Genomic DNA, 15,220 nt, shown 5'->3' with positions numbered 1-15,220 from the left:
CTATATTATACTTGTAATCTAAAGCAATGATGTATGGTTAAGGATCAAGGATGATTATTTTTGAAGGTGAGGAATTGTTACTGCATTATCATGAAGGAACAAGTGATTATATTTTAATTACTTTCACATCCGCAGATCAGACTGAACAAGCGCAAAATAATTATTTTTTAAAACCAATTGTTGAGAAATATGATTTGTCTTGCTTGGGGATAACAACCAAATTCGATAATTATTATCAGCATTCTGATATGTATCATATTATTCCATTATGTAATGAAATTGCCATAAAATATAAGAAGATACTCGTTACAGGGCTTTCGATGGCTGCATATGCTGCTTTAAAATTCTCGGCATCGCTAAACGCAGATGTTGTTTTTGCGATGGGTGCACGTTATACGCTAGATGCAAATATTGCTTCGGTCAGTGGAATTATGCAAAGGACAGTAGATAGATTAGACCCACATTCTATCGTGCAGACAACGATCCAATCTCATGAAGTTTCGGGCAAGATATATATTGCTCATGATACTTATCAAGGGAGTGTTGGATATAATGCAATTGATCATGAACATATTGATAAAATTAGAGAAAATCTGCCCAATACAGTTCTTGTTCCTGTTTTATTTGCTCATCATCTAGTTATTAATAGTTTGAAAGGTTCTGAAGAATTTAAATCTATTCTTGATATGCTGATCGCAGGAAATGATCAGGATGTTATACAACAAGTTGTTAAAATTCGTAGACATCATATTCATAATATTTATTCTAAGATTAAACTGTTAAGACATCGTTATCCTTTACTTGTTTTTAAACTGCTTGCCAGTAAAGTTTTTTCAACAGTTAAAAATAATCATATCATATTTGACGATAACGAGAATAATTTACTATTAATTTATAGTCTATGCAAAAATAATCATCATCAACAAAGCCGTAATTTATTGAGGTTGTGTTTTTTAAGAGCATATTTAAAATGTAGTTTTTACGAGGCTGATCAAATTAATTCACGTCATAATATGGATGATAATAACTCGTTATCCCACTTACCTTATTTAATTGCACATAATTACTATATTTTAGTTTACGATCAGGCCAAGAAAAAAATTATCCCAGTACGTGATTTTATATATAATACGCATTGTCTACCAGTAAGGTTATATGGGGATCAGTCTGGTTATCGGTTAGTATGCGTGTGGGAAGATGTATTGTTTAAATTACATTATCGTAAAGGGGAAATATTGATTACCCCTTTTGTTTTTGAGGATCAACAAGAAGATATTATTGTAGTCGAAAAGCAAGAAAATATAGCAATTATTTACAGTAAAGATCGTAAGCTTTGTTTTCAGGTCGACCTACAAGGGAATGGTAACTTTTATCCTAACAAGCCTAGGGAATGGGAACAGTTTGCGATTATTTAATTGGTTTATTGTGTGATAATACAAGAAAGCTGTTTTTGTTTTAGTTCAGAACAAGCTTGTGCCGCCGTATAGGCACTAAGCCCTGTCAGTTTAACGCGATATAAAGGTTTCCCATTTTTTTGGATGGTATCGATGTCTGTTTTTGCAGAGGCAAGTAAACTTGATGCTTGTTGTTGGGCTTGTTTAGCTGCTTTGTTGGCGATAGAGTTAGATGAAAAAGCACCAATTTGTACAGCATAGTTTCCTGAATTAGCAACTATATTTGAAGCATTATAATCGATGGAAGAAGTTTTTTTTCTTATTGGTTTTGATGTTTTTTTTGTTGGTGTGTAAGCGTCAGAACTACTTGTGTTGGGGGAGAGGATAATAATAGGGGGTTCATTTGCAACAGGTGATGCAATGACATGTTCGTTAGGGGTGACGGTTAACGGTTTATTTGCAAAATCATCACCACCACATGCGGTAAAAAATAATAAAGCAGCCACAGGAATAAAGCGGACGAAGTATAATGGATGTGTAGTCAAAATTTTATTGATAATAACCATTATGAGACTCTTTATAATAACGAACTGAACTTATTATTTATACCAGAAAGAAAGATATTTCTTCAAATCATTTTTATGTTTTAATAGCTTTTATATACTCAGAGCAAAGCAAGCTCTTCAAGTTCTTTACGAAGTTTAATGGGTAAGTCCAGTAACTGCATGTTGCTTGTGTTTAGATCTTGAGGAGCATTCTCTGGTTTAAGGTAACGCCACCCTTGAAATGGACGCATTGCAATGGACTGTGTGCGTATAATTTCAGGTTCCAGCGAGATTTTGATGCAGGGGTTTCCATTTTCTCGGATACTGGGTGTAAAATCTTTGATAATTTGACGACAACACAAAGACCCTTTGATTACACGGTATAAAGAACCACCATCATTGAGAATTTTCTCTGCCTCTTTGGGTGGATAACGTGTGTATACATACGGATAGCCTTGATTGTCTTTGGCATAAAATAGATTTACTTGTTGTAACTCTTCAATATCTGTAATACCAACTGCAACTTTCATGATATGAAGCATGGATTATCCTTTTCTATATCTAAGAGTATATTATTGAAGTAAAACGTCCAGTATTGCGTTGAGACGTAAACGTCCTTGAGGTGTTGTTTTAAGGTAATTATTATCCCAAGAAAGATAATTTTCTTCAAGTAAAGCTGTGAGCATTGATTGGTTAATAGCATCCATCAAATCAACGCCACAACGTTGCGCAAAAGCCTCGGCTTGAACGCCTTCAGTTAATCGTAATCCCATAAGTAACATTTCTTGGGCTTTGTCCTTTGAGGTCAAAGCCTCTTTGACACATAAAGCATGCCCATTTTCTTGTACAGATTTCAACCATTTTTGCGGGTTTTTATGGCGTTCAGTGGCATATAAAGTTTGATCTATTGTTACGCGCCCATGCGCCCCAGGGCCGATACCGATATAGTCTTGATAACGCCAATAGGTTAAATTATGCCTGCTCTGTGCACCTATTTTGGCATAATTAGAAACTTCATAAGCTTGCAGTCCATATTGTCCTGTTATGGTTTCAGTCATATTCAAAAGCGTTGTACTGATTTCTTCATTAGGTAAAGTAATTTTACCTTGTTGATATTGTTTGGCAAACAGGGTTCCAGGCTCAATAGTTAATTGATACAAGGATAAATGATCATTTGCCAATGATAGAGCTTCTTTTAACTCATTTTCCCATTCATAAACGCTTTGTCCTTCACGAGCATAAATCAGATCAAATGAAATACGACTAAATATTTTTTTGGCTAAACTTAATGCTTCAATCGCCCCAGCAACAGAATGTTCTCGACCCAAAGCTTTCAAAGCGGTGGGGTTAAGGCTTTGAATACCCAAAGATACACGGTTAACACCTGCTTTTTGAAAATCTTTCAATTTTTGGTTTTCAACACTGGTAGGGTTGGCCTCAAGGGTAATTTCAATGTCATTAGATACAGGAAGCAAGCTGGTTGCAGTATCAATTAAAGTTTGCACCGTTGAGGGAAGCATTAAGGAAGGAGTTCCCCCACCAAAGAAAATAGAGGTGAGGGGTTTTTTAGGAATATCTGTCAGTGAAGTTATTAATTCCTGAACAAGGGCATTGGCATATGCCTCTTGAGGAATTTGTTGGGCAACGTGGCTATTAAAATCGCAATAAGGGCATTTGGCCAAACAAAATGGCCAATGAATATAAAGTGCAATGCCTTGTTGTTGATGTTCAATTGTAGGTTCCATACCAATCAGATAGATACACGAACGGCTAATTCAACCACACGATCTGCGGGAATACGCAAAAAGTCGGTGACAGGACTGGCGTTTCTATTCATAAACATGTAGATATTTAATCTCCATCTGCTCATCTTAGGAATAGCAGCAGGAACAATTTGTTCTCTGGTGGTAAAATAAGATGCTTGTAAAGGATCAAAAAAGCCCAGCTGTGGTTGTGATTTCAAAAGCTCCAAGACTTTAGGTAAGTTTGGCATTTCCATAAAGCCATAACGCACGATGACTTGATAAATATTAGGTGCAAGTTTACGCATGGCAATACGATGTCCGTATTCTGCTTCTGGCTGTTTTAAGTTCTCAATCGTTACAAATAACACATGATCATGTAAAACTTTGTTATGACGCAAATTATGAATCAAAGAATTGGGAATAGACATAGGGTCTGGCGTCATGAAAATAGCAGTTCCAGAAACGCGAGTAATTTTTCCTTGTGGTAGCCGAGCTAGGAAAGAAGCAATAGGCAAAGCCCCTTGTTCACGTTTTTTTATGATAATATTACGCCCTTTGTTCCAAGAGGTCATCATAATCGTTAAACAAATACCAAGGAGTAATGGCACCCAACCTCCTTGAGGAATTTTCAAGGCGTTTGCGGCAAAGAATGGAATATCGATACAGAAGAAAATACCAAAAATTAAAGCCACTTTATAAACTGGCCATTTATAAAGTTTATTAAATACAACACAGGATAAGGTTGTGGTACAAAGGAAAGTTCCTGTCACTGCGATACCATAAGCCGCAGCCAAAGCTTCAGAGGATCTAAAGCTTACAATTAATAATAAAGATCCCAACATTAAAGCATGATTAACATCAGGCACATAGATTTGCCCTTCTTCTTCGGCATTTGTATGTAATATACGCAGTCTTGGGAAATATCCCAGTAATGTTAGTTGTCTGGCTAAAGAAAAACCACCAGAGATTCCTGCTTGGCTGGCGATAACTGTGGCAAAGGTTGATAAAATAACCAAAGGAATATTAAACCAATGAGGTGCTAAGTAGAAAAAAGGATTACTTAGCGCCTTAGCATCGCTTAATACCAAAGCACCTTGTCCCATATAGTTTAAGGTCAAACAAGGCAATACAAAGAAAATCCACGCATAGCGAATTGGGTTTCTGCCGAAATGTCCCATATCTGCATATAACGCTTCGGCACCTGTAACGGCCAAAACAACAGAACCAAGGGCCAGAAATGCCATCCATTCGTGTTGAATAATAAAGGTTATTGCATAATATGGAGACAAGGCTGCCAAAATAAAGGGATGTTGGATGACTTGTAATAATCCCAGGGCACCGATGGTGCCGAACCACAAAAACATAACGGGTCCGAATATTTTACCAATACGTTCTGTTCCCTTGCTTTGCATACTAAATAAGCCAAACAAGATAATCAAAGCCATTGGCACGATAAATTCTTGGGTTTGAGGGATGGAAACTTCAAGCCCCTCAATAGCAGAAAGCACCGAGACCGCAGGGGTAATCATTCCATCGCCAAAGAAAAGGCAAGTTCCTGCAATCCCGACAATCCCTAAGAGGACTTTGCCTCTGATATTTTTCGTAACACGTTGTGCCAACGACATTAATGCTAGAATACCACCCTCACCATTATGGTCGGCACGCATGACTAACATTACATATTTAATAGTAACAACTAATATCAAAGCCCAGAAAATAAGGCTGACAATACCGAAAACTTCCCAGCGTTGCACGTCTGTATGATGATTAGAAATAACCCACATCGTGGATTTGAATGCATAGATCGGACTGGTTCCGATATCGCCATACACAACCCCAAGAACAGTCATTAAAATTGCTGCGTTTAAAGGTTTGATCTTATGTTCAGGTTGATCAGTTCCAAATTCGGTGATTGGGCTTTCTTCACTTAATGAAGGTAAAACTGCAACACCGCCTTGTAACATTTCATCTTCATTTTTAAGTTCAGTATTATCATGAATAGAGGATACATAGGTGGTTGTATCTGTATTTTCAGACGAAGGTTCGTCTTTTTTATGAGTATCTTCCTCGTTTGAAGAATCAGTCATGTAGGGGGACTCCGTGTTTATTTATAATCTTTGCTTGATTATTCAAAAACAGCTTTAATTTAAAATAGAAAACAAATATAGCTTTTTGTTATTTTTGAAAAGTTTTTTGTGTGGTGAACTATTTTATAATTTAGGAGGACGGTTTCCAAAAATAGCAGAGCCTACTCTTACCAAAGTTGCACCACAAGCAATAGCTTGCTCAAAATCAGCTGACATACCCATTGAGATTTCTGGTAAATGATATTGACGAGCAAAACTTGTCAGTTGTTGGAAATAAGGGGTGGGGTTTTGTTCAACAGGGGGGATTCCCATAATCCCTTGAATTTTTTTACCAAATTTCTTTATGCAAGTTTCAATAAAATCATTAGCCTCTGATGGCATTATCCCAGCTTTTTGAGGTTCTTGGCCAACATTGATTTGAATAAATAATTTAGGGCATCGTCCTGTTTTATCGATTGCTTTTTGCAAAGGATCTAATAAAGCAACGCGGTCAATGGTTTCAATGACGTTGGCTATTTTCACAGCATCAATAATTTTATTGGTTTGTATAGGGCCGATAATATGCAGACGAATATCAGGATTTATCTCCAATAGAGGTGTAAATTTCTCTTTGGCTTCTTGTATTCGATTTTCTCCGAATATGAATTGATTATGCGATAAAGCAGCTTGCACCGCCGTGATCGGATGAAATTTAGAAACAGCAACAAGTTGTATTTCTTTGGAATTACGATCACAAACACTGGCTGCTTTTTCAATACGCTGTCTAATATTGTATAGATTTTGTTGAATTTCTAAACTATTCATAAAAGGCTATCAGTACAAAATGAAAAGAATATTTTATATTACGATAGATGAGCATCTTTATCTATGTTTTTTTCCCATTTATGCTCACGTAATTGCGTAATGGTTGCTTTACGTTGTTCAAAACGTTTTTTAAGGAAACGATAAAAAAACCAGTCTTTGAGGAAATATGGACTAAATTCATAAAGTATTTTCTCAAGTTTATTCCACTGTACTTTTGTTCTATCGCTTCTGCGTTCAGAGGGCATACACCAATGTTTAGAAGAGTAATAAGTTTTACCAACTCTTAATAAACGATGAACAATTTCATGATCCATCAAGACATAAGGCCATAAATTTTGGTCAAACCCTCCGACTTGTCTCAAACTTTTAGTACGGAAGGTTTGAGCATAACCACCAGCATGGCATTGTTTGCTGAAAAGAAGAGATTTTCTATAGATTTTTCGGCATCGTTTTTGGCTTTTATGATCTTCATAAGGTGCATAAATATCACACGCCATAACCCCATGAATTTCTGGGCGTTTTTCAAGAATAGAATTGCAAAAATAAAGATAATAAGGGGGATAATATGTATCAGCATCAATTGTTGCAACATACGGGGTAGTAACTGCATTTAACCCAGTTTGTAATGCATTTGTTTTTCCAGGGTTAGGCTCATATAGATAAAGAACGTCAATATCTGGATAACGAGATAAAGTTTTTTTTGTGATTTCTTCGGACTGATCATTCGAGGCATTGTTAACTAGAATAAGAGTGAAATCTTTTAAATGTTGAGCGCAAATTGATTCAAGGGTGCCGGGAAGGAATTTTTCTTCATTATAATAAGGAAGGATAATTGACCAGTTTTTCATTATAGCAAGTAACGTTTCTTGTGATAGAATGGTAAAATAAAGATACTATAATATGCATAAATATGGCATATCTAAGATTATATATGATTTTAAATTAATATATAAATTGTAAAACAAGAAAATCCTGTTCAATAATAAATTGTTAAGTTTAAGTTCGAGATAATGAATAAAGAAAAAGATGACACACGTCAAATTGCTTTTGAAGCAATTAGTCAAGTTTTGGAAAAGAATCGCTCTTTGGATGTGGTTTTAGACCAATTGCTGTCACGACATGCTGATGCGCGTGACAAAGCTGCGGCTTATCGATTGATTGTGTGTTGCTTGCGACAAAAAGGTGTGTTGGAAGCTATTATTGAGCCTTTGCTCCGTCGAGCGCCCCCACAAAAGGTTTTGTGGATTTTGCTTTTAGGGGTGGCACAAATTATTTTCCTTGAAACCCCTAGACATGCAGCGATTAATACGACGGTTAATTTAACACGCAAAAATGGATTTTCTGGTTTTACAGGGTTGGTGAATGCGGTTTTAAGAAAAGTCGCTGATAAAGGTCAAGAATCTTTGGAAGGGCTGGACCAAGAACGCCTTAATCTACCAACTTGGCTTTGGCAAGAATGGGACAAAGCAGGTTTTAATCCCAGAAAGCTGGCACAATGTCTTTCTTATGAAGTGCCTTTAGATTTATCGGTTAAGGCTGGGATAACGCCTCCTGAAGGGGGAACGTTTTTATGTGCGGACAGTTATCGTTATCCTGTTGGTACCAAAGTTAATACTCTACCAGGTTTTAATGATGGCCAATTTTGGGTGCAAGATGTGGCAGCCTCTTTACCTGCTTTTTTATTACGTGTTCAAAACGGTGAAAAGGTTGCCGATTTATGCGCAGCTCCAGGAGGGAAAACAGCACAGCTGATTATTGCAGGTGGTCAAGTCGTTGCTGTCGAGAAAGACCCAAAACGGATTAAACGTCTTAAAGAAAATTTGGATCGTCTACAATTACAAGCAAAAATTGTGCAATCTGATGCAGCACAATTGAATTACAAAGCAGAATTTGATGCAATATTATTAGATGCGCCTTGCTCTGCGACGGGTATTTTTCGCCGACACCCTGATGTTTTACACATTAAAAAATCAAAAGAAGTTGGCGCTTTGGTGAAAATACAACGTGAGCTTATTGAAGCAGCGTTACAATATTTAAAACCTGGGGGACGGTTAATGTACAGCGTTTGCTCTTTGCAAGCCCAAGAAGCTGAAGAGCAAGCACGATATATTGCAACCTTACCAGGGGTTACTGCCCAACCGTTTACTTCCGAAGATATTCCTTTTTTACCAGAAAGTCTGACTGAAGAGGGATGGATCCGCACATTACCTTTTATGTGGTCTGAAAAAGGAGGTTTGGATGGTTTTTTTGTGGCAAGATTTAAAAAATTATAACGAATATATTGTGATATAAGTAATATTTTACTGTAAAAATTGATAAATTGCATATTAAAATGTATATTTACAGGAATATCATATTTCTTTTTCTTCGATTTAGTGTCATTTTACTATGATATAGTTTGGATCCTTTTATTTTATAAAATTGGAGTGTATATGCCAGCTTTAACCGTTCCTTTAATTGCTCCTAGTATTCTTTCTGCAGATGCAGCTCGTTTTGGTGAAGAAATCAAGGCGGTTGATGAACAAGGTGCGGATTGGATTCATCTTGATGTAATGGATGGTCATTTTGTTCCTAATATAACTTTTGGACCAGTAATCGTAAAAGCTTTGCGCCCTTACAGTAAACTGTGCTTTGATGTTCATTTAATGATTGAGCCTGTTGATTTGTTTATTGAACCGTTTGTGAAGGCAGGGGCAGATCAAATTTTATTTCATATAGAAGCAGGTCCACACGCACATCGCACGTTACAAACGATCAAATCTTTTGGAATCAAAGCAGGCATTGTTTTGTGTCCTGCAACACCAGCACAGGCGATATCTGAATTGTTGGATATGGTCGATACGATTTTGATTATGACGGTCAATCCTGGCTTTGGTGGACAGAAATTTATTTCTAGCCAATTACCAAAAATCAAACAAATCCGTCAAATGGCTGATGCAACTGGCCGCGATATTCGTGTCAGTGTTGATGGTGGAATTACCAAGGAAACTGCGCCATTAGTTATCAAAGCTGGAGCAGATGTTTTGGTGGCTGGGACGTCTGTGTATGGCCAACAAGATTATCGTCAAGCAATGAATGCTCTGCGTGGAACAGATAAAAAATAATTATTTGATGTCTGTTAAGCAAGAAAGGGGCAGATCAGGATGGCTTTACAAAGCATGCTACGTAAAATGCGGCTTTCTTTGGCACGTCTGCCTGCTGTTGGGTATGGTAAGCTTCCACTGACCCCTGCGTATTTTTTGCGAGATTTATGGAAAGGTAATTCTATTTATGGCATGCATTTGGTTAAAGGGGAGTTAATCTACAAGGATTATATTATACCATTGCAACCTGGATTATGGGGTAAACGCAGCCTTCCTATTGATGGATTATGTAAAATTTATGATTTTTCTTGGCTTCGTGACATGCGAGAGCTGGGCACAGATAATGCAAGATTAGCGGCTCGTGCATTAATGGTAGATTGGATTAGCCGCCCACCCGAAGCACAACATAAAGTTGCTTATCGAGGAGATGTTTTGGGTCGCAGGCTGGCAAACTGGTTGGGGCATTATGATTTTTTTGCCGCATCTGCCGATGAGGCATTTAAACGTCAATTTATGCATCGTGTAATGTTAGAGGGACGGTATATCGTCGCGATGTTGCCCCCTGAACCACAAATTTATTATGCTTTTGCAATGCTTAAAGGTGTGATGGCCGTTTCATTGTGCATGCCAGAACAATTTGATTCAGTGTTAAAGGTAACACGTTTTTTAAAAGATGAATTGACCAATCAGATCCTAGATGACGGTGTCCACATCGAACGTAATGCTGAAATCCAACTGATGGTATTACAAGATTTGGTGGAAATAAAATTAATGTATCAATTGATACATCGTCGTCCACCTCATGATCTTGTTAATGCATTGGATAATATCAGCCGTGCTTTGCGTGCTTTGCGTCATGGTGATGGGGGGCTTGCGCTGTTTAATGGTTCTAATGAATCTGATCCAGAGTTGATTGATCGTATTTTGTTTCATGCAACACAAAAACGGGTTGCTATGACAAATATGACCAAAGGGGGATATGTTCGTTGTTACGCAAACAGAGCGACGTTGCTAGTCGATAGTGGAACCCCAGCTGATATTGGGCGCAGAAGTAAACATGCAGGGTGCCTATCTTTGGAATTTTCTGTTGGAAAACAGCGTCTTTTTGTAAATTGTGGAGCGGGTGAAACAAAGGCTTGGCAGTCTATTTTGGGATGTACAGCAGCACATTCTGTGCTTGATTTAAACGGCACGGACTCTGTAGAGTTCGTTAAGGGTAAAGTGAGTTCTGATTTTGAAGCTGTTGCACGACGCCACAGTGAGGAAGGGGCTCATTTACTGGAAATGGGTCATAATGGTTGGTTAAAACGATTTGGTGTTATTTATCAACGCACTTTGTATTTATCTGCTAATGGTCAGAATCTAAAAGGTGAAGAGCGTATTGATGGCCCTCAACAGTTTCCATTTAAAGTAAGATTTCATTTGCATCCTTCTATTAGTGTTGAGGAAGAATTTATAGAATTTACAAAAGGTAAGCCTGAGAAAATATATGCCTTGATGGCTAATAATCCCCATGAAGGGCGGCAAATTTGGTGGTTTCGTTTTTCAGGAGCACAGGCAAAAATAGAAGAAAGTGTTTATTTTGGTCGTGGCAGTCGAGTTGTCAGCAAGCAAATAGTTTTGTATGTGTCTTTGCCAGAAGTAAAAAAAGAAATACCTCTAACCAAAGAGGAGGATGTGTTACAGTCTAATAAGGCTGATGATACCATATTATTAAGTGAACAAGTACAGGAGAGCTCTGATTATGTGGCTATTTTTCATAGTAAAGACAATCGTCAAGGATCTGGGGAAGAAAGCGATAGCGCTATATATTCTGAAACTGTGCCTCAAGCAATTGTGCAACAAGACACGCAAATAGTCGACGTAAAGCAAGCCCAAGAGCAAGAAAATATAATTGAGCCAAAAGAGGATCTTGTGCAACAAGAAAATCAATCTCAAGTCATTCGATGGGCTTTACACCGTAAATTATAAGTTTGATCAATGAAAATCCTTGAAGTCACCAATGTTGATTTTTCGTTATACCAGTTTTTATTACCGTTAATGCGTGCCTTAAGGGCAGAAAAGCACGAGGTTATTGGTGTTTGTGCGGAAGGTGACTTATTACAAAAAGTCAGAGCTGAGGGTTTTCAAATAAGAACAGTGCCTTTTGTGCGCTCTTATGCGCCAGTGGGGCAGTTACGTGCTTTATTTGCAATTTATAAAATTATCAAACAGGAAAAGCCTGATATTGTGCATGCCCATATGCCAATCAGTGGGTTTTTAACGCGTATTGCTGCTTTTTTATGCAAAACTCCGATTATTGCTTATACATGTCATGGATATTTATTTAATCAATCAGGGCAAGGGTTTAAATCTTGGGTTAGGCGAGCTTTATCTTTTGCTTTGGAATGGTCGGCAGGTAAGGTTACTGATATTTATATGACCGTATCTTTGGAAGAAGCCAAAGATGCTAAGAGATTAAAAATTCATTCTTTTCCAGTTTATATTGGTAATGGTAGGGATGATTTGAAATTTTCACCTGATGATGAAATTCGAACCACAATGCGTAATATTATGCAGATTAATCAAGGAAAGACTGTTTTTTTGATTGTATCTCGTTTAGTACGTCACAAGGGGTATCCAGAGCTTTTAGCGGCTTTTATAGCGATTGCTGCTCGTAATAAAAATATAGAATTATGGATTGTCGGGGAAAGGTTACCTTCTGATCATGGGCATGCGTTAGATCGTGCTTTTGATGTTGCCAAAGAGAAGCTTGGTCAACAAATACGGTTTTTGGGATATAGAGAGGATATTGATCAGCTGATGAAAGCTGCAGATGTGTTTGTATTGCCCAGCCATTTTGAAGGGCTCCCCATGTCAATTGCCGAGGCTATGTTATCAGGATTACCTGTTATTAGTACGAATATTCGTGGTCCAAGAGAGCAGGTAGATCATCAAAAAACGGGTTTGTTAGTGCCAGCGGGCTCTGTAAAAGAGCTTGCAAAAGCTATGCTTTGGATGATTAACAATCCTAAAGAGCGTCAAGTAATGGGAAAAGCAGGTCGTGAGCGTGGATTAAATTATTTCACTGAACAAGAACAGCTGGGCAAAGCGGTAAAAGCATTACTCTCAAATTATAAATAATATCATTGATGTTTTTGTAAATCTTGTGTCAGCCAAGCTTGAATAACAGATAAGATATAAGTTTGTTCCTCTTGAGTTAAAGGTTGTTTTTTAGGTATTTTATACCATTTTTCTAAACATCCTCTACAACAAGTTGCTGTTGCGTGCTGAGCGATAAAGATAGGATGGCCTTTCCATGGGGTTTGTTTACCATCATTCTTAGGCTCTGCTGGGGCAAGGCGTTGGGCGATAAAATCCTTGCCATGAGAGATAATTTTTTCCATACCTTGTTGTTGAAAATAAGAAAGCTCTTTCTCTTTCAAAGTAAAACGAGAGCGAAAAGAGGAATGGTTTAAACGGTTCAGAATAAATTCAGGCTTTGGTAAAGTCATAATGAATGATTTTTATTGCTTACAACTCTCTGTAATGCCTTTATAAACAGGATCAGCACCTTGTTGAAGATAAGCAAGGATTTGAGGGCCATTATAAACATAAAAGCGTGGCATATCCCCCAGCATTTGCAAGCGCTTGATAATAGAGGCAAAATTTAAGTAAGAATCCAAGCCACTAACAGGAATAGATTTATCTATTATAATTTCGGAGGGTTTTCTATCTAGAATAGAAAGATCAGCCTTTTTTTCTTGGATTAAAATTTTGGCAATCGTAATATCACCCAAAATACACATATCCATTGTGACACTTGTATCTTTGGTATTTTCATAACATTTTTCAACAGCGCTAGCTAATCCCTGTAGTCCTTTTTGACAAAAAGGAGGAGAGAATTGCTTAATCGCGGTATTTATTGTCAAAGGCAACATCGCAACAGGTGCAGGAACGGCTTGGGCAGCCAAAGGAAAAAGAATACCAATTATTGCTGGGATTATTTTTTTCATAGTAAAGATATTCCTTTTGGCTGTTCTCTTGATGAGTTATTCAGATTTTTCTGATGTTTGATTTAAAAGAGAGTGCTTGCGACCATAGCAATAATAACCAAAAAAACCAACAAGTGCATAAATAATTAATAAAATGATTGGAATAGGGTTATGGTAAAAAATAGAGGCAACCATATCAAAAAGTAATGGAACAATCATTGCCATGCAACAAATAATTCCAAGTAATGGAATATACCCAATCCATACCCCTTTGATTTTAAATCCACCAAAGGGTACCTTGAATGGGCGGGGTAAATCAGGATGCGCATTACGCTGCCAAATAACGGTAAAACAGACAATGCCAAAGGCTGTAGACGTTCCAAGACTTACCAAATCACTGACAATATCTATGGGTAAAATGGCAGTAGCAATGGAAACGGATATTCCCAAAATTAACGTGCCAAGCCAAGGTGTTTTATAACGAGGATGTAAATTACAAAAAGCGGGGGGTAATAATCCATCTTTGGCCATAATAAAAAAAATACGGGTTTGTCCATATAACAAAACCAACATGACAGAACATAAACCAATAACAGCGCTTATTTTTAAGGTCCATGTTAAAAACGGAATATTGATAAAATTAGTTGCCACAGCTAAAGGATCAGAAACATTCAGTTGTTTATAAGGAACGACCCCCACTAAGACCAAAGCCACGCCGATATAAATCAAAGTCGAAATAACAAGAGATGCAATAATACCAAAAGGAATATCTTTTTGGGGATTTTTGGCCTCTGATGCAGCTGTAGAGACGGCTTCAAAACCAATATAAGCAAAGAAAATCGTTGATGCCGCTCGAAAAATGCCCGTAACACCAAAATTCATCGTTCCAGTGGATTCAGGGATGAAAGGGGTTAAGTTGGCTGGGTTTATATAAAAAAAGCCAATTACGATAAAGAGAATTAGAATACTGACTTTTAACGTAATAATAATTGCATTGATTGTTGTAGATTCAGAAACCCCAAAGAGTAAAGCAACAGAGCCAATTAAAACAGAAATAGCACCTATAAGATCAATTGATTTTGTGATGATAATCCCTTTGCTATATCCCTCTGGTGAGGGTTGAAACATGGGGTGGTATAAAAAAGAAGGGATTTCAATGTGAAAATTTTGAAGTAAAGATGCACTATAACTGGAAAAACCAGAGGCAACAGAAATTGCAGTTACTCCATATTCCAGTAAAAGTAACCACCCAACAGCCCATGCGAATTTTTCCCCCAAAGATGTATAAGCATAACTGTAGGCAGAACCTGCTACAGGAATAGTGGAAGAAAGCTCGCCATAGGAAAAAGCGGTAAAAAGGCAAGCAATGGCCGCAACAATAAATGATAAAACAACCGCAGGCCCTGCATAATTAGCAGCAGCAGTTCCCGTCATAACGAAAATCCCAGCCCCAATTGTAGCACCTACCCCAATAGTCGTTAATTGCCAAGGACCCAGGCAACGTTTTAAACCATGTGAATTGGCTTCTTGGGTAATTTGTTCAAGAGATTTGCGTTTTGAAAAAAGAGACATACTTAATGATCGAATC

General features: G+C 37.5%; 14 protein-coding genes. 5 read left to right on the top strand and 9 right to left on the bottom strand.

Features of this window, described 5'->3' with window-relative positions; all coding sequences use genetic code 11:
* The first annotated feature begins 50 nt into the window (after positions 1 to 50).
* The gene (locus tag COMX_RS06310) at positions 51 to 1,415 is read left to right on the top strand and encodes a hypothetical protein (RefSeq protein WP_034338248.1); all 1,365 of its coding nucleotides are present in this window, start codon (positions 51 to 53) and stop codon (positions 1,413 to 1,415) included.
* Positions 1,416 to 1,420: 5 nt separating this feature from the next.
* On the opposite strand, the gene COMX_RS06305 is transcribed toward COMX_RS06310, so the two are convergent.
* From COMX_RS06305 to COMX_RS06280, 6 genes are all read right to left on the bottom strand, one after another.
* A complete protein-coding gene (locus tag COMX_RS06305; protein WP_034338245.1) occupies positions 1,421 to 1,960 on the bottom strand; it encodes an SPOR domain-containing protein in 540 nt (179 codons plus the stop codon).
* A 98-nt stretch (positions 1,961 to 2,058) separates the two neighbouring features.
* On the bottom strand, positions 2,059 to 2,481 hold the full coding sequence (locus COMX_RS06300) for a DUF1489 family protein (protein WP_034338243.1): 423 nt from the start codon (positions 2,479 to 2,481) through the stop codon (positions 2,059 to 2,061).
* Between the two features lie 30 nt (positions 2,482 to 2,511).
* Positions 2,512 to 3,684 carry a radical SAM family heme chaperone HemW gene (gene hemW, locus COMX_RS06295; protein WP_034338241.1) on the bottom strand — a complete coding sequence of 391 codons (1,173 nt, stop codon included), beginning with the start codon at positions 3,682 to 3,684 and terminating at the stop codon, positions 2,512 to 2,514.
* Between the two features lie 5 nt (positions 3,685 to 3,689).
* Positions 3,690 to 5,648 carry a potassium transporter Kup gene (locus COMX_RS06290; protein ID WP_051461994.1) on the bottom strand — a complete coding sequence of 653 codons (1,959 nt, stop codon included), beginning with the start codon at positions 5,646 to 5,648 and terminating at the stop codon, positions 3,690 to 3,692.
* A gap of 246 nt (positions 5,649 to 5,894) precedes the next feature.
* On the bottom strand, positions 5,895 to 6,575 hold the full coding sequence (locus tag COMX_RS06285) for a YggS family pyridoxal phosphate-dependent enzyme (protein WP_034338239.1): 681 nt from the start codon (positions 6,573 to 6,575) through the stop codon (positions 5,895 to 5,897).
* Positions 6,576 to 6,613: 38 nt separating this feature from the next.
* Entirely contained in the window at positions 6,614 to 7,423 is an 810-nt protein-coding gene (locus COMX_RS06280) for a glycosyltransferase family 2 protein (protein ID WP_051461923.1), read from the bottom strand.
* 162 nt (positions 7,424 to 7,585) lie between these two features.
* Here COMX_RS06280 and COMX_RS06275 point away from each other — a divergent pair, with 162 nt between their 5' ends.
* The 4 genes from COMX_RS06275 (at position 7,586) to COMX_RS06260 (ending at position 12,781) form a co-directional block, all read left to right on the top strand.
* Entirely contained in the window at positions 7,586 to 8,848 is a 1,263-nt protein-coding gene (locus tag COMX_RS06275) for an RsmB/NOP family class I SAM-dependent RNA methyltransferase (RefSeq protein ID WP_051461922.1), read from the top strand.
* Positions 8,849 to 9,007: 159 nt separating this feature from the next.
* Positions 9,008 to 9,679, top strand: a complete 672-nt coding sequence (gene rpe, locus COMX_RS06270) for a ribulose-phosphate 3-epimerase (protein ID WP_034338234.1) — start codon at positions 9,008 to 9,010, stop codon at positions 9,677 to 9,679.
* A 39-nt stretch (positions 9,680 to 9,718) separates the two neighbouring features.
* Positions 9,719 to 11,629, top strand: coding sequence for a heparinase II/III family protein (locus tag COMX_RS06265; RefSeq protein ID WP_051461921.1), 1,911 nt, complete (start codon positions 9,719 to 9,721; stop codon positions 11,627 to 11,629).
* Positions 11,630 to 11,638: 9 nt separating this feature from the next.
* A complete protein-coding gene (locus COMX_RS06260; RefSeq protein ID WP_034338231.1) occupies positions 11,639 to 12,781 on the top strand; it encodes a glycosyltransferase family 4 protein in 1,143 nt (380 codons plus the stop codon).
* A gap of 2 nt (positions 12,782 to 12,783) precedes the next feature.
* On the opposite strand, the gene COMX_RS06255 is transcribed toward COMX_RS06260, so the two are convergent.
* Genes COMX_RS06255 through COMX_RS06245 form a run of 3 tightly spaced genes read right to left on the bottom strand, consistent with a single transcriptional unit; the run spans position 12,784 to position 15,204 of the window.
* A complete protein-coding gene (locus COMX_RS06255; RefSeq protein ID WP_034338228.1) occupies positions 12,784 to 13,152 on the bottom strand; it encodes a DUF4186 domain-containing protein in 369 nt (122 codons plus the stop codon).
* Positions 13,153 to 13,164: 12 nt separating this feature from the next.
* Entirely contained in the window at positions 13,165 to 13,653 is a 489-nt protein-coding gene (locus COMX_RS06250) for a hypothetical protein (protein ID WP_034338225.1), read from the bottom strand.
* 36 nt (positions 13,654 to 13,689) lie between these two features.
* Positions 13,690 to 15,204, bottom strand: coding sequence for an APC family permease (locus COMX_RS06245; RefSeq protein WP_034338222.1), 1,515 nt, complete (start codon positions 15,202 to 15,204; stop codon positions 13,690 to 13,692).
* Between the last annotated feature and the right edge of the window lie 16 nt (positions 15,205 to 15,220).

Origin of the sequence: Commensalibacter papalotli (ex Servin-Garciduenas et al. 2014) (genome assembly GCF_000527695.1) — a bacterium.
GTDB lineage: Bacteria > Pseudomonadota > Alphaproteobacteria > Acetobacterales > Acetobacteraceae > Commensalibacter > Commensalibacter papalotli.
Note: the sequence above shows the minus strand (reverse complement) of the source record. Positions and strands in the feature narration are given on the sequence as shown.

Coding starts and splice junctions, on each gene's coding strand:
- COMX_RS06310 (WP_034338248.1), top strand. CDS start 51: ATGATTATTTTTGAAGGTGAGGAATTGTTACTGCATTATCATGAAGGA.
- COMX_RS06305 (WP_034338245.1), bottom strand. CDS start 1,960: ATGGTTATTATCAATAAAATTTTGACTACACATCCATTATACTTCGTC.
- COMX_RS06300 (WP_034338243.1), bottom strand. CDS start 2,481: ATGCTTCATATCATGAAAGTTGCAGTTGGTATTACAGATATTGAAGAG.
- hemW (WP_034338241.1), bottom strand. CDS start 3,684: ATGGAACCTACAATTGAACATCAACAACAAGGCATTGCACTTTATATT.
- COMX_RS06290 (WP_051461994.1), bottom strand. CDS start 5,648: ATGTTACAAGGCGGTGTTGCAGTTTTACCTTCATTAAGTGAAGAAAGC.
- COMX_RS06285 (WP_034338239.1), bottom strand. CDS start 6,575: ATGAATAGTTTAGAAATTCAACAAAATCTATACAATATTAGACAGCGT.
- COMX_RS06280 (WP_051461923.1), bottom strand. CDS start 7,423: ATGAAAAACTGGTCAATTATCCTTCCTTATTATAATGAAGAAAAATTC.
- COMX_RS06275 (WP_051461922.1), top strand. CDS start 7,586: ATGAATAAAGAAAAAGATGACACACGTCAAATTGCTTTTGAAGCAATT.
- rpe (WP_034338234.1), top strand. CDS start 9,008: ATGCCAGCTTTAACCGTTCCTTTAATTGCTCCTAGTATTCTTTCTGCA.
- COMX_RS06265 (WP_051461921.1), top strand. CDS start 9,719: ATGGCTTTACAAAGCATGCTACGTAAAATGCGGCTTTCTTTGGCACGT.
- COMX_RS06260 (WP_034338231.1), top strand. CDS start 11,639: ATGAAAATCCTTGAAGTCACCAATGTTGATTTTTCGTTATACCAGTTT.
- COMX_RS06255 (WP_034338228.1), bottom strand. CDS start 13,152: ATGACTTTACCAAAGCCTGAATTTATTCTGAACCGTTTAAACCATTCC.
- COMX_RS06250 (WP_034338225.1), bottom strand. CDS start 13,653: ATGAAAAAAATAATCCCAGCAATAATTGGTATTCTTTTTCCTTTGGCT.
- COMX_RS06245 (WP_034338222.1), bottom strand. CDS start 15,204: ATGTCTCTTTTTTCAAAACGCAAATCTCTTGAACAAATTACCCAAGAA.